Source organism: Nonomuraea sp. NPDC050202 (genome assembly GCF_040656115.1).
Taxonomy (GTDB): Bacteria; Actinomycetota; Actinomycetes; order Streptosporangiales; family Streptosporangiaceae; genus Nonomuraea.
Genome location: NZ_JBFALF010000005.1, coordinates 348,077 through 367,880, shown reverse-complemented (window position 1 = coordinate 367,880; position 19,804 = coordinate 348,077). Strand labels below are relative to the sequence as shown.

Annotated in this window: 22 protein-coding genes; 13 read left to right on the top strand and 9 right to left on the bottom strand. The window is 72.2% G+C overall.

Annotation, left to right across the window (positions count from 1 at the left end; all coding sequences use genetic code 11):
- Positions 1–5 precede the first annotated feature (5 nt).
- The 6 genes from AB0I79_RS18390 to AB0I79_RS18365 all read left to right on the top strand — a co-directional run bounded on the left by AB0I79_RS18390 (position 6) and on the right by AB0I79_RS18365 (position 4,182).
- On the top strand, positions 6–770 hold the full coding sequence (locus AB0I79_RS18390; RefSeq protein WP_357874047.1) for a class I SAM-dependent methyltransferase: 765 nt from the start codon (positions 6–8) through the stop codon (positions 768–770).
- Positions 754–1,125 carry a VOC family protein gene (locus AB0I79_RS18385; RefSeq protein WP_357874044.1) on the top strand — a complete coding sequence of 124 codons (372 nt, stop codon included), beginning with the start codon at positions 754–756 and terminating at the stop codon, positions 1,123–1,125. Before AB0I79_RS18390 ends, AB0I79_RS18385 begins: the two co-directional genes overlap by 17 nt.
- 138 nt (positions 1,126–1,263) lie before the next feature.
- Positions 1,264–1,566: an SHOCT domain-containing protein gene (locus AB0I79_RS18380; protein WP_357874041.1), complete on the top strand. Its 303-nt coding sequence runs from the start codon at positions 1,264–1,266 to the stop codon at positions 1,564–1,566.
- Between the two features lie 92 nt (positions 1,567–1,658).
- On the top strand, positions 1,659–1,859 hold the full coding sequence (locus AB0I79_RS18375) for a hypothetical protein (RefSeq protein WP_357874038.1): 201 nt from the start codon (positions 1,659–1,661) through the stop codon (positions 1,857–1,859).
- 2 nt (positions 1,860–1,861) lie between these two features.
- On the top strand, positions 1,862–2,743 hold the full coding sequence (locus AB0I79_RS18370) for a sulfite exporter TauE/SafE family protein (RefSeq protein ID WP_357874035.1): 882 nt from the start codon (positions 1,862–1,864) through the stop codon (positions 2,741–2,743).
- A 53-nt stretch (positions 2,744–2,796) separates the two neighbouring features.
- The gene (locus AB0I79_RS18365) at positions 2,797–4,182 is read left to right on the top strand and encodes a sel1 repeat family protein (protein ID WP_357874032.1); all 1,386 of its coding nucleotides are present in this window, start codon (positions 2,797–2,799) and stop codon (positions 4,180–4,182) included.
- On the opposite strand, the gene AB0I79_RS18360 is transcribed toward AB0I79_RS18365, so the two are convergent.
- Genes AB0I79_RS18360 through AB0I79_RS18350 form a run of 3 tightly spaced genes read right to left on the bottom strand, consistent with a single transcriptional unit; the run spans position 4,183 to position 7,154 of the window.
- Positions 4,183–4,551 carry a VOC family protein gene (locus AB0I79_RS18360; RefSeq protein ID WP_357874029.1) on the bottom strand — a complete coding sequence of 123 codons (369 nt, stop codon included), beginning with the start codon at positions 4,549–4,551 and terminating at the stop codon, positions 4,183–4,185. It abuts the gene before it with no gap.
- 58 nt (positions 4,552–4,609) lie between these two features.
- Positions 4,610–5,719, bottom strand: coding sequence for an alanine dehydrogenase (gene ald, locus AB0I79_RS18355; protein WP_357874026.1), 1,110 nt, complete (start codon positions 5,717–5,719; stop codon positions 4,610–4,612).
- A gap of 52 nt (positions 5,720–5,771) precedes the next feature.
- Positions 5,772–7,154 carry an aspartate aminotransferase family protein gene (locus tag AB0I79_RS18350; RefSeq protein WP_357874023.1) on the bottom strand — a complete coding sequence of 461 codons (1,383 nt, stop codon included), beginning with the start codon at positions 7,152–7,154 and terminating at the stop codon, positions 5,772–5,774.
- A gap of 253 nt (positions 7,155–7,407) precedes the next feature.
- Between AB0I79_RS18350 and AB0I79_RS18345 the strand changes: the two genes are divergently transcribed.
- Positions 7,408–8,763: a dipeptidase gene (locus AB0I79_RS18345; protein WP_357874020.1), complete on the top strand. Its 1,356-nt coding sequence runs from the start codon at positions 7,408–7,410 to the stop codon at positions 8,761–8,763.
- Between the two features lie 92 nt (positions 8,764–8,855).
- Here AB0I79_RS18345 and AB0I79_RS18340 read toward each other — a convergent pair whose 3' ends face one another.
- Positions 8,856–9,341, bottom strand: coding sequence for a carboxymuconolactone decarboxylase family protein (locus tag AB0I79_RS18340; protein WP_357874017.1), 486 nt, complete (start codon positions 9,339–9,341; stop codon positions 8,856–8,858).
- Positions 9,342–9,599: 258 nt separating this feature from the next.
- Here AB0I79_RS18340 and AB0I79_RS18335 point away from each other — a divergent pair, with 258 nt between their 5' ends.
- The 3 genes from AB0I79_RS18335 to AB0I79_RS18325 all read left to right on the top strand — a co-directional run bounded on the left by AB0I79_RS18335 (position 9,600) and on the right by AB0I79_RS18325 (position 12,921).
- Complete coding sequence (locus tag AB0I79_RS18335) at positions 9,600–10,478, top strand: RNA polymerase sigma-70 factor (protein ID WP_357874282.1); 879 nt, start codon at positions 9,600–9,602, stop codon at positions 10,476–10,478.
- A 104-nt stretch (positions 10,479–10,582) separates the two neighbouring features.
- On the top strand, positions 10,583–11,683 hold the full coding sequence (locus tag AB0I79_RS18330; RefSeq protein ID WP_357874015.1) for a MerR family transcriptional regulator: 1,101 nt from the start codon (positions 10,583–10,585) through the stop codon (positions 11,681–11,683).
- A complete protein-coding gene (locus AB0I79_RS18325; protein WP_357874012.1) occupies positions 11,680–12,921 on the top strand; it encodes an MFS transporter in 1,242 nt (413 codons plus the stop codon). The genes AB0I79_RS18330 and AB0I79_RS18325 overlap by 4 nt, the downstream gene beginning before the upstream one ends.
- Here AB0I79_RS18325 and AB0I79_RS18320 read toward each other — a convergent pair.
- Positions 12,860–13,753, bottom strand: a complete 894-nt coding sequence (locus tag AB0I79_RS18320) for a methyltransferase domain-containing protein (RefSeq protein WP_357874009.1) — start codon at positions 13,751–13,753, stop codon at positions 12,860–12,862. The two genes, AB0I79_RS18325 and AB0I79_RS18320, sit on opposite strands and share 62 nt — an antisense overlap.
- A 137-nt stretch (positions 13,754–13,890) precedes the next feature.
- Positions 13,891–14,670, bottom strand: coding sequence for a polyprenol monophosphomannose synthase (locus AB0I79_RS18315; protein ID WP_357874006.1), 780 nt, complete (start codon positions 14,668–14,670; stop codon positions 13,891–13,893).
- 146 nt (positions 14,671–14,816) lie between these two features.
- Here AB0I79_RS18315 and AB0I79_RS18310 point away from each other — a divergent pair, with 146 nt between their 5' ends.
- Positions 14,817–15,122 (top strand): hypothetical protein, encoded by a 306-nt coding sequence (locus AB0I79_RS18310; RefSeq protein ID WP_357874003.1) that lies wholly within the window; start codon positions 14,817–14,819, stop codon positions 15,120–15,122.
- 197 nt (positions 15,123–15,319) lie between these two features.
- Here AB0I79_RS18310 and AB0I79_RS18305 read toward each other — a convergent pair whose 3' ends face one another.
- The 3 genes from AB0I79_RS18305 to AB0I79_RS18295 all read right to left on the bottom strand — a co-directional run bounded on the left by AB0I79_RS18305 (position 15,320) and on the right by AB0I79_RS18295 (position 18,078).
- Positions 15,320–16,627: a ferric reductase-like transmembrane domain-containing protein gene (locus AB0I79_RS18305; protein ID WP_357874000.1), complete on the bottom strand. Its 1,308-nt coding sequence runs from the start codon at positions 16,625–16,627 to the stop codon at positions 15,320–15,322.
- Positions 16,628–16,990: 363 nt separating this feature from the next.
- The gene (locus AB0I79_RS18300) at positions 16,991–17,494 is read right to left on the bottom strand and encodes a pyridoxamine 5'-phosphate oxidase family protein (RefSeq protein ID WP_357873997.1); all 504 of its coding nucleotides are present in this window, start codon (positions 17,492–17,494) and stop codon (positions 16,991–16,993) included.
- A gap of 53 nt (positions 17,495–17,547) precedes the next feature.
- Positions 17,548–18,078: a cysteine dioxygenase family protein gene (locus AB0I79_RS18295; RefSeq protein ID WP_357873994.1), complete on the bottom strand. Its 531-nt coding sequence runs from the start codon at positions 18,076–18,078 to the stop codon at positions 17,548–17,550.
- Between the two features lie 110 nt (positions 18,079–18,188).
- Between AB0I79_RS18295 and AB0I79_RS18290 the strand changes: the two genes are divergently transcribed.
- Positions 18,189–19,049 carry a LysR family transcriptional regulator gene (locus AB0I79_RS18290; RefSeq protein WP_357873991.1) on the top strand — a complete coding sequence of 287 codons (861 nt, stop codon included), beginning with the start codon at positions 18,189–18,191 and terminating at the stop codon, positions 19,047–19,049.
- A gap of 64 nt (positions 19,050–19,113) precedes the next feature.
- Entirely contained in the window at positions 19,114–19,740 is a 627-nt protein-coding gene (locus tag AB0I79_RS18285) for a LysE family translocator (protein ID WP_357873988.1), read from the top strand.
- The last annotated feature ends 64 nt before the right edge of the window (positions 19,741–19,804 follow it).

Sequence of the window (19,804 nt, the reverse complement as noted above, 5' to 3'; positions counted from 1 at the left end):
GGAGGATGCGGCGCACGTACGACGACCTGGTCCGCGAGGCCGACACCGTTTCCGTGGCCGGCTGGGACTTCTCCTGGCTCGACGGCCGGGCCACCGAGGAGCGGCCGTCCTGGGGTTACTCCCGGCTCCTGGGTGAGCGCATGGCGCGGGCGCGGGCCGCGCTCGACATCCAGACCGGCGGCGGCGAGATCCTCGCCGGCCTGCCCACCCTGCCCCCGATGACCGTCGCCACCGAGTCGTGGCCGCCCAACCTGCGGCTGGCCGCCTCCCGGCTGCGCCCGCGCGGCGCGTGGGTGGTGCACGACGACGAGGAGGCGCGCCTGCCGTTCGCCGGTGCGGTCTTCGACCTGGTGAGCAGCCGCCATCCCGTGACGACGTGGTGGCCGGAGATCGCCCGCGTGCTGCGGCCCGGCGGCTCCTACTTCTCGCAGCAGGTCGGCCCGTGGAGCGTCTACGAGCTGTCCGAGTACTTCCTCGGGCCGCACGAGGGCGGTCACCGCGATCCCGCGCACGCCCAGGCGGAGGCCGAGGCCGCCGGGCTGGAGGTCGTGGATCTGCGGTCCGAGCGGTTGCGGATGGAGTTCCGCGACATCGGCGCGGTGATCTACTTCCTGCGGAAGGTGATCTGGATCGTGCCGGGCTTCTCGGTCGAGCGTTTCCCTGACAAGCTGCGCTCGTTGCACGAGCGGATCGAGGCGGAGGGGCCGTTCGTGGCCCACTCCGCCCGGTTCCTGATCGAGGCGAGGAAACCCGATGGCCCGACTGCATGACGTGGTGGTCGACTGCCGGCATCCGGCCTCGCTGGCCCGGTTCTGGGCGGCGGCGCTCGACGGGTACGCCGTGGCGCCGTACGACGAGGCCGAGCTGGCCCGGCTGCGCGAGCTGGGCGTCGAGGACCCGGAGGACGACCCGACCGTGCTCGTCGAGGGCGGGCCCGTGCGACTGTGGTTCCAGCGGGTGCCGGAACGCAAGATCGTCAAGAACCGGCTGCACCTCGACCTGCGGGCCGACGACGTCGACTCGGAGATCGACCGGCTGGTGGACCTGGGGGCCGAGCTGCTGCAGACGCACGACGACTGGGTCGTGCTGATCGACCCCGAGGGCAACGAGTTCTGCCTGGCCTGACGGACGGCGCCCTACCCCCGCTGTCGTACGGCGGGCCCGCCTGAAGCACTCCCTCGGGAGCAGCGCGAGCAGAGCCCGCCGTCCGATTCGCCGCGCGGCTCCTCCGGCGACCCTGGAGGCACACGTCAAGGAGGAGACATGAACACTCTGATCATGGCGGGCCCGCACTGGGGCGCCGCCGGCGGCATCGCCCCGATCTTCCCGATCGTCTGGGCCCTGCTCTGGGCCGGCTTCATCGCGCTGGCCGTGGTGAGCTGGCGGAGGGGCTGGTGGGGGCCGCGCCGGGCGCACGCCGCCGCCTCGCCGACCGCGTCCGCCGCTTCGGCGGCCTCGCCGACCGCGTCCGCCGAGCGGATCCTCGCCGAGCGCTACGCTCGCGGCGAGATGACGGACGACGAGTACTTCGAAAGGATGTCTGTGCTCAGGGGCGGTTCATCCTAAACATCACTATCAGTGCGACAACTGTCACTGGCCGCATCCAAGAGGTCGCGTTACCTTGCGAGTAACCGGCCCGAGAGAGAGTGAGGACGAGGATGCGGTCCATCGCCAAGTTCTGCGGCCAGTGCAGTTGCGGATGCCCCGAGCTGTTCGTCGACGAGACGGCTCCCGCCGAGCGCCAGGTCGTCATCGTCGACGACTTCGGGCAGCGCGTCGAGATGAGCCTCGACCAGTTCGGCTCCATCGTCGAGGCCGCCAGGAGCGGCTCGCTCGACGACCTGGCGTCCGCCCGCTGACCGTGCAGACCCTCACCCTGCTGGCCGGCGGGGTGGCCGCCGGGCTGCTCGCGGGGACCGCCACGTGCACGGCGGCGCAGGGCGGGCTGCTGATGGGCCTGGCCGACGGCCGCGGGGGGCGCGACCCTTCTCTGGTGGGCTGGTTCCTGGCGGGGCGGCTGGCCTCGTACACCGCGGCGGGGGCGCTGCTCGGGCTGCTCGGCTCGGCCGTCAGCCTGCCGCCGCAGGCCAGGGCGGTGCTGCTCGTCGTGGCCGGGGTCACGGTCGTCGGCTTCGCGATCCGGCTCATGCGGCGTACGGACTGCTCGGCGCCCGAACCGCCGGCTCCGTCCCGGTTCAAGGCGCCGCTGCTGGGCGCCGCCACCATCCTGGTGCCCTGCGGTGTGACGCTCGGCGTCGAGATGGTCGCCGTCTCCAGCGGCTCACCGCTGGCGGGCGCGGCGGCCATGGCGGGGTTCGTGGTCGGCACCGCGCCGGCGTTCGCGCTGCTCGGGTACGTGCTGCGGCGGGTCTCCCGGACCCGGCTGGCCCGGTGGGCCGCGATCGTGGCCGTGGGCGCCGGCCTCTGGACCGCCGGGGCCGGCGTCAGCCTCGGGGGCTGGCTCGCCCAGGCCGGAACGCCCGTCGCGGCGGGGCCGGGAGCGGAGACGGTCACCGTGTGGGCCATGCGCGACGGCTACCGGCCCGCCATCGTGACGGCGCGGGCCGGGGTGCCCGTCGAGGTGGTCTTCGAGCTGGTGGACCGGGGGTGCACCGGCACCGTCTCGATCGGCGGCCGCGACGTGGCGCTCCCCGCCACCGTACGGCTGCCGCCGCAGCCCGCGGGCTCCCTGCGGTACGTCTGCGGCATGGGCATGTACGCGGGCTTCATCCACTTCTCCTAGAGGCTTCGGCGATTACGGTTCGCGATCGGGTGATCACGTGTCAGTCTGTCGCCATGTCCTGGCTAGGAGAGGTGGCGGTGCCGTCCGTACCGGCGCCGCGCGTGGGAGACGAGCACGAGCTGATGGCCGCCGCGCAGGCGGGCGACGTCCAGGCCGCGCACCGGCTCGGCAAGCTCTTCGCCCAGCACGGCGACCGCGCGGCCGCCCGCCACTGGTGGGAGCGCGCCGCCGCGGGCGGCAACGTCGACAGCGCCTACAACCTGGGCATCTGGCACGAGAAACACGGCAGCCTTGAGGACGCCGTCACCTGGTACGAGGCCGCCGCCGGCGCCGGCGACGCCGAGGCCGCCACGAACCTGGCCCTGCTGCTGCTGGAGCAGCGCGGCGACGTCGGGGCGGCCAGGGTCTGGTTCGAGAGCGCGGCCGCGGCCGGGTCCAGGACGGCCGCCCGCCGGCTGGCGCTGATGTGCGAGGACGCGGGCGAGCTCGGCGTGGCCCGCGAGTGGCACCGCAGGGCCGCCGAGGGCGGTGACGCGGCCTCCGCGCACGACCTGGGGTTCCTGGCGTACTGCGCGGGCCAGGACGCCGAGGCCGTGCACTGGTGGGAGTGCGCCGCCAGGGGCGGGCACGCCGACTCCGCGTACTGCCTGGGCCTCTACCTGCACGCCAGCCGCGACCCCGAGGGCGCCGAGGCGTACTACCGGCTGGCCGCCAGGAGCGAGCATCCCGGCGCCGCCTCGCGGCTCGGCGGCGTGGCGCTGTCCAGGGGCGACCTGCGGGCCGCGCGGGCCTGGTTCGAGCAGGCAGCGAACGCGGGCCGGGCCTACGACCAGCGGATGGCCGGGTTCGTCTGCGTGGAGCTGGACGACACCGCGGCGGCCAGCCACTGGTTCGGGCGGGCCGCGGCCGGCGGCGACGCCGAGTCGGCCTTCAACTACGGGCTGCTGCTCATCGCCGAGTTCGGCGACCTGGCGGGCGGGCAGCACTGGTTCAGGCAGGCGGCGCGGGCCGGGCACCACAGGGCCGCCGTCGAGCTGGGCGGGCTGCTGTCGGTGGCCGGGGAGCACGGCGAGGCACAGGAGTGGCTGGCCGACCCGCCGCCGCCCTCCTGGGCCCGGCCCGCCGAACCCGAGCTGACCGCCCGCGCCGAGCTGGCCGCGGCGGCCACCGGGCGGCGGGACGGGGTCCAGCTCGAGGTGGCCGACCTCGCCGAGGTGCTGGCCACGTGGGACCTGGTGACCCGGCCCCTGCACGATCATTCGGACGTGCTGGCGTGGCTGGTGGAGCGGAGCGGGGCGCACGCCAGCGCGGTGGAGCACCTGGCGTCGGTGCGCGGGGCCCTCGTGCGGCCCGGCAGCGCGCCGTGGCCCAGCCCCGGCGAGCTCCAGCACGTCCTGGTGACGGCCCGCGACCTGCGCTGGCGCCTCGGCATCCGCTGACTAGCGCTGCCCCAGGTGGAACAGGTGGCCGTCGTCGTCCTTGAAGACGGCCGACCAGCCCCACGGCTGCTGGTTCGGCGGCTCGGTGAACTCGACGCCGCGCGCCGCCAGCTCCTGGTGCGTCTTGACGATGTCGTCGGCGTGGAACATCACGTAGTTGGGCAGGCCCTCCACCAGCGCCGGCCACTTGGGGTCGGCCTTGGCGATGACCAGGCGGGTGCCGCCGGCGGGCGGCTCGACCTCGATCCAGCGGTGCTCGCCGTACGGCATGTCGCGCACGATCTCGAAGCCCATCTTGCGGCTCCAGAAGTCCGCCGCGCGCTGCTGGTCCTCGACGTAGACGGTGACCTGGCTGATGCCGAGCGTCATCGCTCCTCCTCAGGTGGCCTCAGGTGAGGGGCACGACCGTGCCGTGCCCCTCACCCCATCACACCACCTCGGCGACCGGCGTGTACGGCAGGCCGAGCGCCTGGGCGACCGGCTCGTTCGTGAGCTTGCCGCCGTGCGTGTTGAGCCCGCCCGCCAGGCCGGCGTCGGACTTGACCGCGTCCCGCCAGCCCAGGTTGGCCAGCTTCACCGCGTACGGGAGGGTCGCGTTGGTCAGCGCGTACGTGGAGGTGTTGGCCACGGAGCCCGGCATGTTCGCCACGCAGTAGAAGACCGACTCGTGCACCTTGTACGTCGGCTCGGCGTGCGTGGTCGGGCGCGAGTCCTCGAAGCAGCCGCCCTGGTCGATGGCGATGTCGACGAGCACCGAGCCCGGCTTCATGCGCGCGACCAGGTCGTTGGAGACGAGCGTCGGCGCCTTGGCGCCGGGGATCAGCACCGCACCGATGACCAGGTCGGCCTGCAGGACCTCCTGCTCGATCGCGTACGCGGTGGACACCAGCGTCTTGAGCCGCCCCTGGTAGACGGCGTCGATGGAGCGCAGGCGGTCGATGTTGGTGTCCAGGACGGTGACGTCGGCGCCCATGCCGACGGCGATCTGCGCCGCGTTCAGGCCGGAGACGCCGCCGCCGATCACGACCACCTTGGCGGGGGCCACGCCCGGCACGCCGCCGGGCAGGATGCCCCGCCCGCCGTTGAAGCGCATCAGGTTGTACGCGCCCACCTGCGGCGCCAGGCGTCCGGCCACCTCGGACATGGGGGCGAGCAGCGGCAGCGCGTTGCCCACCTGCACGGTCTCGTAGGCGATGCCGGTGGTCCTCGCGCTGAGCAGCGCGTCGGTGCAGGGCCGGGAGGCGGCCAGGTGCAGGTACGTGAACAGCACCAGCCCCTCGCGCAGCCGGTGGTACTCCTCGGCGATCGGCTCCTTCACCTTGAGCACCATGTCGGCCTCGGCCCAGACGGCGTCGGCGCTGTCGAGGATCTTGGCGCCGGCCGCGAGGTACTCCTCGTCCGTGATCTGCGAACCCAGGCCCGCGCCCCGCTGTACGGTGACGTCGTGCCCGTTGCGCACCAGCTCGTGCACGCCTGCCGGGGTGACGGCGACGCGATACTCGTGGTTCTTGACCTCGGCTGGAACGCCGATCTTCATGGCGGTGGATCCTTTCGGGAACCGGCACTCCGTCGTACCGGATTGAGGGGTGTCAGAGCTGAGCCCAGGCTTCGGCGAGCACGCCGCGGAGGATCTCTCCGATCTCGTCGAACTCCTTCTGCCCGGCGATCAGCGGTGGGGCGAGCTGGATGACGGGGTCGCCGCGGTCGTCCGCGCGGCAGTAGAGGCCGGCGTCGAACAGCGCCTTCGACAGGAACCCGCGCAGCAGCCGCTCCGACTCGTCGGCGGAGAACGTCTCCTTGGTGGCCTTGTCCTTGACCAGCTCGATGCCCCAGAAGTAGCCGGAGCCCCGCACGTCGCCGACGATCGGCAGGTCGCGCAGGTCGTCGAGGGTCTGCTTGAAGCGCGGCTCGTTCGCCGTCACGTGGCCGAGGAGGTCCTCGCGCTCGAAGATGTCGAGGTTGGCCAGCGCCACGGCGGCGGAGACGGGGTGGCCGCCGAACGTGTAACCGTGGGCGAACATCGTGTCGCCCCCCTTGAACGGCTCGAACAGCCGCTCGTGCGCGATCATCGCCCCGATCGGCGAATAACCGCTGGTCATGCCCTTGGCACAGGTGATGATGTCCGGCACGTAGTCGAACTTCTGGCCGCCGAACATGGTGCCCAGCCGGCCGAAGGCGCAGATGACCTCGTCGGAGACGAGCAGGACGTCGTACTCGTCGCAGATCTCGCGCAGCCGCTGGAAGTAGCCGGGGGGCGGCGGGAAGCAGCCGCCCGCGTTCTGGACGGGCTCGGCGAAGACGGCGGCCACGGTGTCGGGGCCCTCCATCTCGATGGCGCGGGCCACCCGCTCGGCGGCCCAGAAGCCGTACTCCTCGGGCGTCATGCCCTTGACGCCGGTGATCTCGTCGGCGCGGTAGTGGTTGGTGTTGGGAACCCGGACGGAGCCCGGCACCAGCGGCTCGAACATCTGCTTGAAGGCCGGGATGCCGGTGATCGACAGAGCGCCCTGCGGGGTGCCGTGGTAGGCGATCTGGCGGCTGATGACCTTGTGCTTGAGCGGCTTGCCGATGAGCTTGTAGTACTGCTTGGCCAGCTTCCAGGCGGTCTCGACCGCCTCGCCGCCGCCCGTGGTGAAGAAGACGCGGTTCAGTTCGCCGGGGGTGTGGGCGGCCAGGCGCTGGGCCAGCTCTGCCGCCTTGGGGTGGGCGTAGGACCAGAGCGGGAAGAACGCCAGCTCCTGGGCCTGCTTGGCGGCGGCCTCGGCCAGCTCCTGCCGCCCGTGGCCCACCTGGACCACGAACAGGCCGGCCAGACCGTCGAGGTAGCGCTTGCCGTGGATGTCGTAGACGTAGGACCCCTCACCGCGCACGATGGTCGGGATCTCGGACTGCTGGTACGCGCTGTGCCTGGTGAAGTGCAACCACAGGTTGTCCTGCGCGGCCTTCAGGACGTCGTGTTCCGGCTGCGTCATGGTTATCTTCCCTCGTGTCTGAACTAGCCACAGTGTGACGCTTCACCTGCGAGTTTGCCAAGCGAATCGGTCGCAGCACTATGCAAGAAAATCGGGATCCGCAGAAGCGGTATGTAACAACAACGAAATCCGCAGGTAGATTAGCGCGCGGGTCAAGGCCGCCCCAGCATCTCGTTTCCGCAGCACAGGGCCGGTTGTGATCCAATGGACGAATCGCTGTGAATAGGTGAAGAACGACCCCGGGGGACCCTCCGTGACTCCAGACCAGATCGAGAGCGCCGTCGCCGCCGCGATGCCACAGGCCGTAGAGGAGCTGAAGCGGCTCGCCGCCATCCCCTCCGTGGCCTTCCCCGGGCACCCGGAAGAGCCCGTGTTCGCCGCCGCCGCCATGACCGAGGAGCTGCTGCGCTCCACCGGCCTGCCGCGAGTGCAGCAGGTGGCCGTCGAGGGCAGCTTCCCGGCCGTCTTCGGCGAGGCCCCCGCGCCTCCCGGCATGCCCACGGTGCTCCTGTACGCCCACTACGACGTGCAGCCGGCGGGGGACCCGGCCGCATGGCGCACGCCGCCGTTCGAGCCGACGCTCATCGACGGCCGCCTGTACGGGCGCGGCACCGCCGACGACAAGTCGGGCATCATCTCCCACATCACCGCCCTGCGTACCTTCCAGGGCCGGTTCCCCGTGGGCATCAAGGTCATCATCGAGGGCCAGGAGGAGTACGCCGGCGACCGGCTGGAGGCGTTCGTCGAGCGCAACCCCGACCTGCTGCGCGCCGACGCCATCGTGGTGGCCGACACGGGCAACCCGCGCGTCGGCGACCCGTCCGTCACCACGTCGCTGCGCGGCATGGCCGCCTTCACCATCGAGGTCCGCACCCTGAAGGAGGCCGTGCACAGCGGCTCCTTCGGCGGCGCCGCCCCCGACGCGCTGGCCGCGCTCATGCGCATGCTGACCTCGCTGCACGACGACAACGGCGACATCCGCGTCCCCGGCCTGCCCCGAGGCTCGTTCCTCGGTCAGGGGCCGTCGGAGGAGGAGTTCAGGCGCACCGCCGGGGTGCTCGAAGGGGTGTCCCTGGTCGGCTCCGGCTCGCTCGCGGACCGGCTGTGGTCCTCGTACGCCATCACCGTCACCGGCCTGGACGTGCCCACGGTCTCGGGCGCGGTCAACGCGGTCCAGCCCGCGGCACGCGCCCGCGTCACCGTCCGCGTCCCTCCGGCCGGCGACCCGAAGACGACGGTCAACGCGGTCGTGGAGTTCCTGCGCCAGGTGGCGCCGTGGGGCGTGCAGGTGGCGTTCGGCGACTTCACGGTCGGCTCCGGCTACCAGGCGGACTCGGGCGGCAAGGCCCGCGCCGCGCTCAACCGCGCCATGGAGCGCGCCTTCGGCCGCCCCCCGCGCGACGTCGGCGCCGGCGGCTCGATCCCGCTGGTCAACACGCTGCTCCGGCAGTTCCCCGCGGCCGAGATCCTGCTGTTCGGGGCGGAGGACGAGGAGGCGGCCATCCACGCGCCCAACGAGCGCGTGGACCTGGAGGAACTGCGCAGGGTGGCCACCACGGAGGCCCTGTTCCTCCAGGAGCTCAGCCTCCCGTCAGCCCTCGGCGTGTAACCACGGCTGTTCGCGGGGTTACCGGGGTGAGCCGCCGGCGCCCGCCCCGGCCCCGGATCGGGATGACCCTGGGCCGGGATCGCGCCGCCGGCTCAGCTCGACGCTCCGCTGAACATGCCGGGCTCGTAGGAGCCGCCCTGGTTACGCGTGATCACGTTGAGCCGGTTGGCCGCGTTGATCATGGCGATCAGGCCGATCAGCCCGGCGATCTGGTCGTCGTCGTAGTGCTTGCGGGCCAGGTCCCAGGTCTCGTCGGACACGCCGAGGTGGGCGTCGGCGAGCCGGGTGCCCTCCTCGGTGAGCGCCAGCGCGGCCCGCTCGGCCTCCGTGAACACGGTGGTCTCACGCCAGACGGCGACCAGGTTGAGCCGGACCGAGCTCTCGCCGTCGGCCGCGGCGTCCTTGGTGTGGGCGTCGAGGCAGAAGCCGCAGCCGTTGATCTGGCTGGCGCGGATCATCACCAGGTGCTGCGTGGTCTTGGGCAGCGACGACTGCTCGATCGCCGTGCTGACGTTGTAGATCCGCTTGAGGATCTTGCTGCCGACCTCGTTGGCGAACAGGTTGAAGCGCGGTTCCATGACATCGTCCTCGCTGCTGGACTCGTGCGCCACGCGGATCGTTCGCGCGGCGTTCTGACGCCAAGGAGACGCCGGCCGCCCGGTGCTTGTGACAGCGCGGTTCCTGTGAGGTACGCCACCGGCCGGGGATGTCACGAAGTGGCCGGTGCCGGCGTCTGGTGTGCGTGACGGTCGAAGCGAGACAGGCAGGAAACAGCCATGAGTGAGCCCACCGAGCCCGCCGTCGACGCAGCCGAGGCCCCCGTTCGCGGTAGCCGGATGGAGAGCGCCACCGAGGCGTTCGTCGCCCACCGCAGCCTGCTGTTCACCGTCGCCTACGAGATGCTCGGCTCGGCCGCCGACGCCGAGGACGTGCTGCAGGAGACCTGGCTGCGGTGGGTGGGGGTCGAGCTCGGCGAGGTGCGGGACCAGCGGGCGTACCTGGTGCGGATCACCACCCGGCAGGCGCTCAGCCGGCTGCGGACGCTCGGGCGGCGCAAGGAGTCCTACGTGGGCCCCTGGCTGCCGGAGCCGCTGCTGACCGCCCCCGACGTGGCCGAGGACGTCGAGCTGGCCGAGAGCGTGTCGATGGCGATGCTGCTGGTGCTGGAGACGCTCACGCCGACCGAGCGGGCGGTGTTCGTGCTGCGGGAGGTGTTCGACCTGCACTACGACGAGATCGCCGAGGCCGTGGACAAGAGCGCGGTCACGGTCCGGCAGATCGCCCACCGGGCGCGGGCGCACGTCGCGGCGCGGCGGCCCCGCGGTGTCGCCTCCCCCGCCGAGTCGCGCGACGCACTGGCGGCGTTCCGGCGCGCGATCGAGACGGGCGACCTGCAGGGGCTGCTCGACATCCTCGCGCCGGACGTCGTCCTGCTGACCGACGGCGGCGGGGTCGTGCAGGCCGCGCCGCAGCCCGTCGTGGGGGCCGGCAAGGTGGCTCGCCTGATGGAGGCCGGCCTGCCCAGGCTCAGCGGCCGGGTCTCGCTGGAGCCGGTGCAGGTCAACGGCTGCCCGGCGCTGATCGTCCGGATCGACGGGGAGATCGACAACGTGGTGGCGGTACGGATCGACGACGGGCTGGTCACCGGGCTCTACATCGTGCGCAACCCCGAGAAGCTGTCGCGGGTGCGGCAGGAGACGGCGGTGCGCCGCTGAACGGGCGGCGTTCTTCCGGGGCTGCTGCCTTGTGTTGACCTTCCCCCTGGGTGAAGCCGCACCATCGTCCGTACCGGTCGTGGTGGCCGGGGCGAGGAGGCGCGGTGCGGCTGCTGACGATCGGGGCGTTCGCCCGGGCGGCGCGGTTGTCGCCGAAGGCGTTGCGGCTCTACGACGAACTCGGGTTGCTGCGGCCCGCCGCGGTGGACGGGGAGTCCGGGTACCGGTTCTACGATCCGGCGCAACTGGAGCGGGCCCGGCTGATCGCCTGGCTGCGGCGGCTGGGCATGCCGCTGGCGCGGATCCGGCGGGTGTGCGACCTGCCGGCGGACGCGGCGGCCGGCGAGATCGCCGCCTACTGGGAACAGGTGCTGGCGGAGACCGCCGCCCGCGGGGAGCTGGCCACCTTCCTCGTCGACTACCTGTCGGGAAGGGGAAGCACCGTGGAGGAGACGGCGGCCCTGCTCGGGATCCGTTACGCCGCCCGGTCGGAGTCCGGGCTGGTGCGGACGAGCAACGAGGACACCGCGTACGCCGGCCCTCGCCTGCTGGCGGTGGCCGACGGGGTGCGCGGGTCGGGCGGTGACCTGGCCAGCGCGGCGGCCGTCGAGGCGCTCAAGCCGCTGGAGACCATGACCGTCCCGGCCGAGGACCTGCTCGGCGCGCTGGCCGACGCTGTCGGCGACGCCGATCGGGCCGTCGGGGAGATCGCCGCGTCGGCGCCGTCGGGTGAGGCCGTCACCACGTTGACGGCGCTGCTGTGGTCGGGCTCCCGGCTGGCACTGGTGCACATCGGTGACACCCGGGCGTACCTCGTGCGTGACGGGGAGCTGTTCCAGATCACCCACGATCACACGTACGTGCAGGCGCTGGTGGACGAGGGACGGCTGACGGCGGAGGAGGCGGCCTCGCACCCGCGGCGCTCGCTGCTCGCGCGGGCGCTGACCGGTACGGGCGGCGTCCGGCCGCAACTGGCGCTGCACGACGCGGCGGCCGGTGACCGGTACCTGCTCTGCTCCGACGGGCTGTCCGCCGTCGTGCCGGCAGAGTCGCTGCGCGAGGTGCTGACCGGGCCCGGGGCTCCCCAGGAGGTGCTCGACGAGCTGGTCGCGCGGGCGTACGCCGCCGGAGCGCCCGACAACGTCGCCTGCGTGGTGGCCGACGTGGTGAGCTTGGAGACGCCCGCCCCGGGGGCCGCGTCGTGATCGCGTCGCTCGGTGCCTGCACCGTCGATCGCCGCCCGCTGGCCGTCGCGGCCTTCCGGCGGCTGTGGATGGCCTCGGCCGTGGGCGCGGTGGGAGGGTCGTTCGGCGTGGTCGCCGTGCCGGCGCAGCTGTTCACCGTGAGCGGGTCATCGGTGGTCGTGGGTGCGGCGGGGGCGGTGTCGTTCGCGGCGCTGGCCGTGGCCTCGTTGCGGATCGGCGCCCTGGCCGACGTGCGGGACCGGCGAACGTTGCTGCTGACCGCCCACTGCGGTCTCGCGGCGACGTACGCGGCCCTGTGGGCGCAGGCCGCGCTGGGCGTGGGCTCCGTCCCCCTCCTGATGGTGCTGGTCGCCTGCCAGGGTCTGTCCCTGGGAGCGATCATGACCACGATGGGGGCCGCGGTGCCCCGGCTGGTCCCAGCGGAGCTCCTTCCGGCGGCGAACAGCCTTGCCTCCCTGAACCGCTACGCCGGCTCGATCGTCGGCCCGGTGCTGGCCGGCGTCCTGATCCCGGTGGTCGGGCTCGGCACGCTGTACCTCTTCGACGCCGTCGCCCTCCTGGCCGTCGTGCGGGCGGTCGTCAAGCTGCCGCCGCTGCCGCCCCAGCCCGGCAGCCGCGAGCCTTCGGCCGGGCTCCGGTACCTGGCGGCCGGCCGGTTACTGGTGGCGGTGCTCCTGGTGGACCTCGCGGCGATGGTCTTCGGCATGCCGGTCGCCCTGTTCCCCGAGCTCGCCCAGCACACCTTCGGCGGGCCCGCGGGAGGCGGCCCTGAGCTCGGGTTGCTCCACGCCGCCTATCCGACCGGGGTCGTCGCGGCCGGGCTGCTGTCGGGCACGTTCACCCGTGCCCGCCGCCACGGCGCCGTCATGGCGGGGGCCGCCGCGGCGTGGGGGCTGACCGTCGTGCTCCTCGGGCTGGCCGCGCAGCTCTGGCTCGCCCTGGTGGCGCTCGTCCTCGGCGGCGCGGTCAACTTCGTGCTCAGCACCCTCCGCAACGCCATCACCCAGGCGCACACCCCCGACGCCCTGCGCGGCCGGATCCAGGGATCGCTCACCGTCGTCCTCTTCGGCGGGCCGCACCTGGCGAACCTGCTGCACGGGGCCGCCACCTCGGTCCTCGACCACCGGCTGGTGATCTGCGCCGGCGGCCTGCTCACCACCGTCACCGTGGCGGCCGTCACCTGGGCGGTTCCTGAGCTGCGGCGGCTCCGGCCGGTGGCCGGCGGAGATGCCAGATGATCAGGGCCGGGGTGTCCTCGTAGGCCGCGGCCGCCGCTTCCGGGCAACGCTGCTGGGCGAGCGGGCCGCCGTGACCGCCGGGCACCTTGCCGCAGCGGGGCTCGTGGCAGCTCAGGATCTCCAGGCCCGCCTCATGGATGGCGGTGATGTAGTCGCTGGCCAGGAAGCGGGCGGCCGGCATGGCCCGTACGCCGTCCCGGCCGGCCACCGTCGGCACCCCGCCCAGGTAGAGCAGCAGCGGGTGGATGTCCGACAGCACCACGTGGCCGCCGAGCCGCACGACCCGGGCGAACTCCACCAGCGCCGGCCCGAGAGCGGGCTGGTGCGTGAGCGCCAGCGCGCAGACGACCACGTCGAACCTCCCGGGCTCGGCCGGGAGGTCGTGCAGATCGGCCTGGTGGAACACGCCGTCCGGGATCTTGGCCTTGGCTCGGGCGAGCATCTCCGGTGACGTGTCCACGCCGACGACCTCGTGCCCGAGGCCCGCCAGGAACGCGGCGTGGCGGCCCGTGCCGCAGGCGGCGTCCAGGGCCCGGCCACCCGGCGGGAGCGCGGACAGGATGCGGCGTACCAGTGGCTGCTCCACCGCGATCAGCGGGTTGTCATCGGAGTCGTAGTGCTCGGCCCACCGCGCGTACCCCTCCTCGGTGGTGGCGTGGCCGACCGCGGTGCCCGCGCTCCGCGTCAGGTCCGGGTCGGTGACCAGGCTGCGGATCTCGGCGATGCGCTGCTCGACGTAGGCCGCGTCGCCCAGGTCGCCTGCCTGGGTGCGCAGCAGCGCGGCTCCTTCCAGACCCAGGAGGAAGGCCAGGGGGTGGAGGTAGGAGGGCATGCCGCCACCATAGGATCATGCCGTCTCGGCCCGCGACCCGATATTTCCGAAGGGACGCGACCCGACTTCCGAAGCGACGCGACCCGACTTCCGAAGCGACGCGACCCGTACCTCGCCCTGGCGACCCCAGCGATCCGTCACCGCCGCCGTTGCCTGCCGAACCGGAGAGCGAACGGCGTGAGCATCGACTCCACCTGCACCGCGAAGCTGATCTTGCTGGAGCCCGCGTTGCGCTCCTCGAAATGGATCGGCATCTCGACGATCGCCCGGCCCAGCCGCTTGCACCGGTAGTTCATCTCCACCTGGAAGCTGTAGCCGTCGCTGCGGATCGCGTTCAGGTCGATGCCTTCGAGCACGTCCCGGTGCCAGATCTTGAAACCGCCCGTGGGATCGCGTACGGACAGGTGGAGGATCGTGTTGACGTAGAGGCCGGCGAACCGGCTCAGCAGCCGCCGGTGCCAGCCCCACTGCGTGGACAGGGAGCCGCCCACGACGTACCGGCTGCCGATCACCACCCCGGCCTGCGTGGCGAGGATCGTGCCGAGCAGGTGCGGGATGTACTCGGGGCGGTGGCTCAGGTCGCCGTCCATCTGCACCACGTACTCGTCGCCGCGCCCGAGCGCCTCCTGCATCCCGGCGATGTGGGCGCGCCCGATGCCCTCCTTCACCTTGCGGTGCAGCACCACCATGCGGCCGGGGCGCTCCTCGTTCGCGTGCTTGGCGAGGTCGTCGGCGAGCGCGCCGGTGCCGTCGGGCGAGTCGTCGTCGGCGATGACCAGCCGGAGGTTGGGCAGGTCCAGCGCGAAGACCCGCTCCGTCAGCTCGCCGAGGTTGCCTGCCTCGTTGTACGTCGGCACCACGACCGCGACGCGCGCCTCCCGCCAGGGCGACGGCAGCGACCAGGCTCCTTCGTTCACGACGCTCTCCTTGTCCGGGCACGGTGGCCCCAACACCCTACGGGGCCGCAAGATCCGCCGCCGCCGGGATCGGCTCAGCGGGTGGCCACCGGCCTGATCGGAAATTCATGGAACCGCCGCCCCCGCCCGTGGCAATTACTGCTGTCATGACGGCAAGCAGGTACATGAAGTACGGGCCCATGATCCCGCCGGACACGGTGGCGGGGATGTACCGGGCGCTGGCCAAGCTCCCGCGCGTGTCGATCGAGGACGGCGCCACCGACGCGGACGGCCGCCCGGGGATCAGCGTGGTGTTCGACGCCGGTGACGGTGTCAAGGCGTACTACATCCTCGATCCGGACGACTACCACCACATGGGGCTGAAGGTGGTGGACGCCGACGGCGGGGCCGTGGGCCTGTCGGTGCTCGGGTCCGGGATCATGGACAAGGCGGGCGACGTCCCCCGCTCATGAGCCCCGGTTCACGAGTGACAGCAGCCGTTCGGCCTGGCGCCGGTCCCCCGCGGCCAGGGTGAGCAGATCGGGCGATCCTCCTCGGTCAGTTCTGGACGGCCGCGAAGGCCAGGCAGGCGAGCACCAGGATCAGGCCGGCGACGACCGTCATCCGGGTCATGTAGGCGTGGCGCACGGCTTCCTCCGGATCGGGCGGCTCAGACCCATGCGAAACGTTCGGTGTGGATGCGGTCGGCGGGTATGCCGATCTCCGGGATGGCCGCCTCCATCGCGTCGAGCATCGGGTTCGGCCCGCAGATGAAGAACTGGAAACGCGGGTTGGCGGACGGCAGGTGCCTGCGTAGCGTGCCGGCGTCGATGTAGCCGCTCTCTCCCGTCCAGCCGGGCGGCGGTTGTTCGAGTACGTGCACGACCCGCAGGTCCAGCCGGCCGGTGAGTTCGTCGAGCTCCTCGCGGAACGGGATGCTGTCCAGGTCGCGGTGGGCGGAGAACAGGACGACCGGCCGCGCGTCGGCGCGATCGGCGAGGGTCCGGAGCATGCTCAGCGCGGGGACGATGCCGACTCCGCCGGCGATCAGGCAGAACCCGGCGCCCTCGTACTGGTCGATGGAGAACACCCCGTGCGGGCCGTCGACATAAACGGTGGTGCCCGGTCTCACGGCGCTGACGCTGGAGGTGAAGTCGCCGAGCGCCTTGATGGCGACGGCGACCGTGCCGTCCGCCTCGGCGCTGGAGGAGAACGAGAACGGGTGCGAGGTCACCGAGAACGGCGACCTGCCGACAGTGATCCAGGCGAACTGTCCCGGCTGGAAGCGCAGCCCCTCGTGCCCGCGCGGGCGCAGCACGAGCACGGTGGTCCGGCCACGTTCGGGGACGACCTGTTCGACCACCCACGGACGTCGCCACAACCGCAGTGGCCGCACGATCCGGATCCAGAGGAGCAGCCCTACGAACGCCGCCGACATGACCGCCCACAGCACCTGCTTCCACAGGCTGTCGACGTAGTGGTTGACCAGCAGCACGTGGACCAACGCCGCCGTGACCGCGAGCGTCGCCGTCACCGTGTGCAGGACCTGCCACACCTCGTAGGACAGTCGCAGGCGTCGTCGCCACACCGAAGTCACCATCAGCACCAGCAGAGCCAGCACCGCGAGCACGGCGAACCGGGCTCTCCACGGCAGCTCGGTCAGGGGGAAGGCGGCGATCACGCCCGGGCCCGACAGCGCCGTATGCGTCAGGACGAACGCCAGGCCGACGTAACCGATTTCCCGGTGGAACTGGATCACCGCATCGGTGCCGAACGGCTCCGCCACGGCACGAACCCGTGCGACGAGGGCGAACTCGATGCCCATCAGGGCCAGGCCGACGAACCCGAGGGCCACCGAGAAGTCGGTCCAGAAGCCCTGCCCCAGACGGCTCACGCCCATCAACGCGAACGCCAGCGGCGCCACGCAGACTCCCAGGAACACGCCGACCCAGACGATCCCCTGTGCCGCCGCTCTCATCCCGGACTCCCCGCGGCCTTACGGACGCACGCCGGAGGGCCCCGGCCGCCGACGTGGCCCGGGCCTGCCGCCGCGGCCCTCAGCGGAGTCGCCGGTACGGGCCGCCATCGGGCCCTCTCCGTGTCCGCGACGCACGCCGATCCACCGTCAACACCGCTCACACCCCCGATGAGCTGCAACAACTACGCCGTGCGTACCCGTGCGCGCCAGGCCGAAACCGCTCCCGGACGGACCGGAGAAGGCCGGGTCGCGTCAGCCGCCGCTTCGCGTGGCCTCATGGGCAGTCCGGCGTACCCGGAGCCAGGGGCCCGGTGGAGCGGGCGGCGCCGCGCCCGGGGGTCGGGGAAGCCCTCGTCGGCGGCTTCAGCGGAACCGCCACCTGGTCTGGGCGTAGTCGCCCTTGCGGAAGCCCAGCACCTTGGCCGGAGCCACCGCGAACACCAGGGCCTCTCCCCCGGCGACGTTGACGAACACCCCGTCGCCCACGTCGAAGTGCCACTCCTCGGTGTACTTGGCCTCCCACGCGTCGGCCAGCCGCTTGAGCCTGCCCGGGTCCGTGACGCGCTCGGCCACCCCCTCCACCACCAGGTCCAGCCCCGCATGCAGGGAGCTGGCGCCCGTGGTGAGCACGCAGTTGGGGTTGGTCTCCAGGTTCCTGGCCTTCTGCTCCTCCGCCCCCGTGCAGAAGTGCAGCGCGCCGTCCTGCCAGACGGCCAGCAGCGTGGTGACGTGCGGGCGGCCGTCGGCGCGCACGGTGCTCAGCCAGTACGTCTCAGCGTTCTCCAGCTGCTCGCGGGCCTCGGCCCACGGGGTGGCGGCGGCGTTCTCGGCGCTGAAGCGGGTGTCCAGCTCCGTCGTGGGTTCCATGGTCGCTCCCTTGCATCGGCTGTCGAGGGACAGACCCGCGGGGCGCGCGGAACTCATCGGACCGGCAGGTCGTACGTCCGGCGCACGCTGCTGCCGAGCCTGCTCACGTCGGCCCCGTACACGTGCAGCGACACCCCCGTCTCCGAGCTGGTGTTGCGTACCTTGTGGATGTCGCCGGGCGGCGCGAACCCGCTGACCTCGCCCGGCCGGTTCTCGGCCCGCCCGATCCGCACCAGGTGGTCGCCCATGTCGCGGTAGAGCGTCTCGTCCTCGATGCCGCTGAGGATGCCGAACGTGCACCACGACACGTGGTCGTGGATCACCGTGTCCTGGCCCGGCCGCCAGACGACGCCGACGACCGAGAAGCGTTCCTCGGCGTGGAGGATGTGGGAGACGTACCGCTCGGGCGAGCCCGCGCGCTCCTGCGGCGTGAGGATGTCGAGCCCGGGAAGGTACTTGCGGAGCAGTGCGGCGACGGCCAGCGCGGTCGCGTGGCCGTCGAGCCGGCGGTCGACGATCCGCGACACCCCCGAGACGATCGGCTCGAGGCCCGGCCTGGTGACTGTGGTGGCGGCCATATCCATGGGATTCCCCTAGGGAAAATCAGTAATTTGCCTTCCCCTCCCACGGTCCTGCATTTCCACCGATAGGTCCAACAGAAGTCTTCTGGTCGATCAATAGATATGATTGATGAATGCTGGATGTCGCGCGTCTGCGGGTGCTCGTGGCCGTCGCCCGCAGGGGCTCGCTGACCGCGGCGGCCAAGGAGTTGCACTACTCGCAGCCCTCCGTCAGCCACCATCTGGCCCGGCTGGAGGCCGAGACCGGGGCCAAGCTCATCCAGCGCGCCGGGCGCGGCATCCGGCTCACCGAGGCGGGCCGGCTGCTCGCCGAGCGGGCCGCCGACATCATCGGCCGGCTCGACGCCACCGCCGAGGAGCTGGCGGCACACGTCGGGCTGCGCTCCGGGCGGGTGCGGCTGGCCGCCTTCCCCTCCGCGCTGGGGACGTTCATCCCGAAGGCCGCCGGCCTGCTGGCCGGCGCGCATCCCGGGCTGCGCCTGCAGCTCACCGAGACCGAGCCGCCGGAGGCGCTGCGGCTGCTGCGGGCCGGGCGGGTGGACGTGGCGGTCATGTTCCGGTACGACGACACCGCGCCCGAGGACAGCGGCATCCACATGGTCCACCTCCTCGACGACCCCAGCTACCTCGTGTCGGGCACGGCGCCCGGCGAGCTGACCGACCATGCCGAGTCCGCCTGGATCGCCGGGTGCGACCGGTGCCGCAGCCACCTGCTGGACGTCTGCGACAAGGCGGGCTTCGAGCCGCGGATCGCGTTCACCAGTGACGACATCGTGGCCGTGCAGGCGCTGGTCGCGGCCGGGCTGGGGCTGACCATGCTGCCCGGGCTGGCGCTGGCGGCGCACCGGCATCCGGACGTGGAGGTGGCGGTGGTGCCGGGCTCGACGAGGCACGTGTACGCGGCGGTCTACGGCGAGCCGCCCTACCCGCCCGCCACCGAAGCCCTGCTCACGGCCCTCCGGCAGAGCCTCTGACGCCCGCGCCCGCGGGTTCGCGGAGGGCCGGTAATGCCGTTGACGCCGGTCCTACGATTGCCCCATGCCGGATATCTCGACACTCGCTGTCTTCTGCGCGGCCACGCTCGGGCTGCTGCTCGTGCCCGGCCCCGCCGTGCTCTACATCGTCACCAGAAGCGTCTCCCAGGGACGCACGGCCGGCCTGATCTCCGTGCTCGGCATCCACACCGGCTCGATCGTCCACGTCGCCGCCGCGGCGCTGGGCATCAGCGCGCTGCTGGCGGCCTCGGCCACGGCGTTCACGATCGTCAAGTACGTGGGTGTGGCGTACCTGCTCTGGCTCGGCATCCGCAAGCTGATGCAGAAGGGCGGCGGCGAGGAGATCGTCGAGCTGAAGGTGCAGTCGAAGCGGCGGCTGTTCTGGGAGGGGTTCGTGGTGAACGTGCTCAACCCCAAGACCGCGATCTTCTTCCTGGCGTTCCTGCCCCAGTTCACCGACCCCGCGGTGGGGCCGGTCGGGCCGCAGATCCTGGTGTTCGGCCTCGTGTGGCTGCTGCTCGGCATGGCGTCGGACGGCACGTACGCGATGCTCGCCTCCGCCCTGGCCGGCCGCCTTCGGCACTCGGCCCGCGCGCGGCGGCGGCTGGACGTCGGGAGCGGTGTCGTGTACCTCGGACTGGCCGCCTGGCTCACGACCGAGAAGGCCTGACAAGCCGGGAAATTTCCCGTCCTTGATGCGATAGTGAGTAGGAGATCAGGCGCTGATCGGGGGC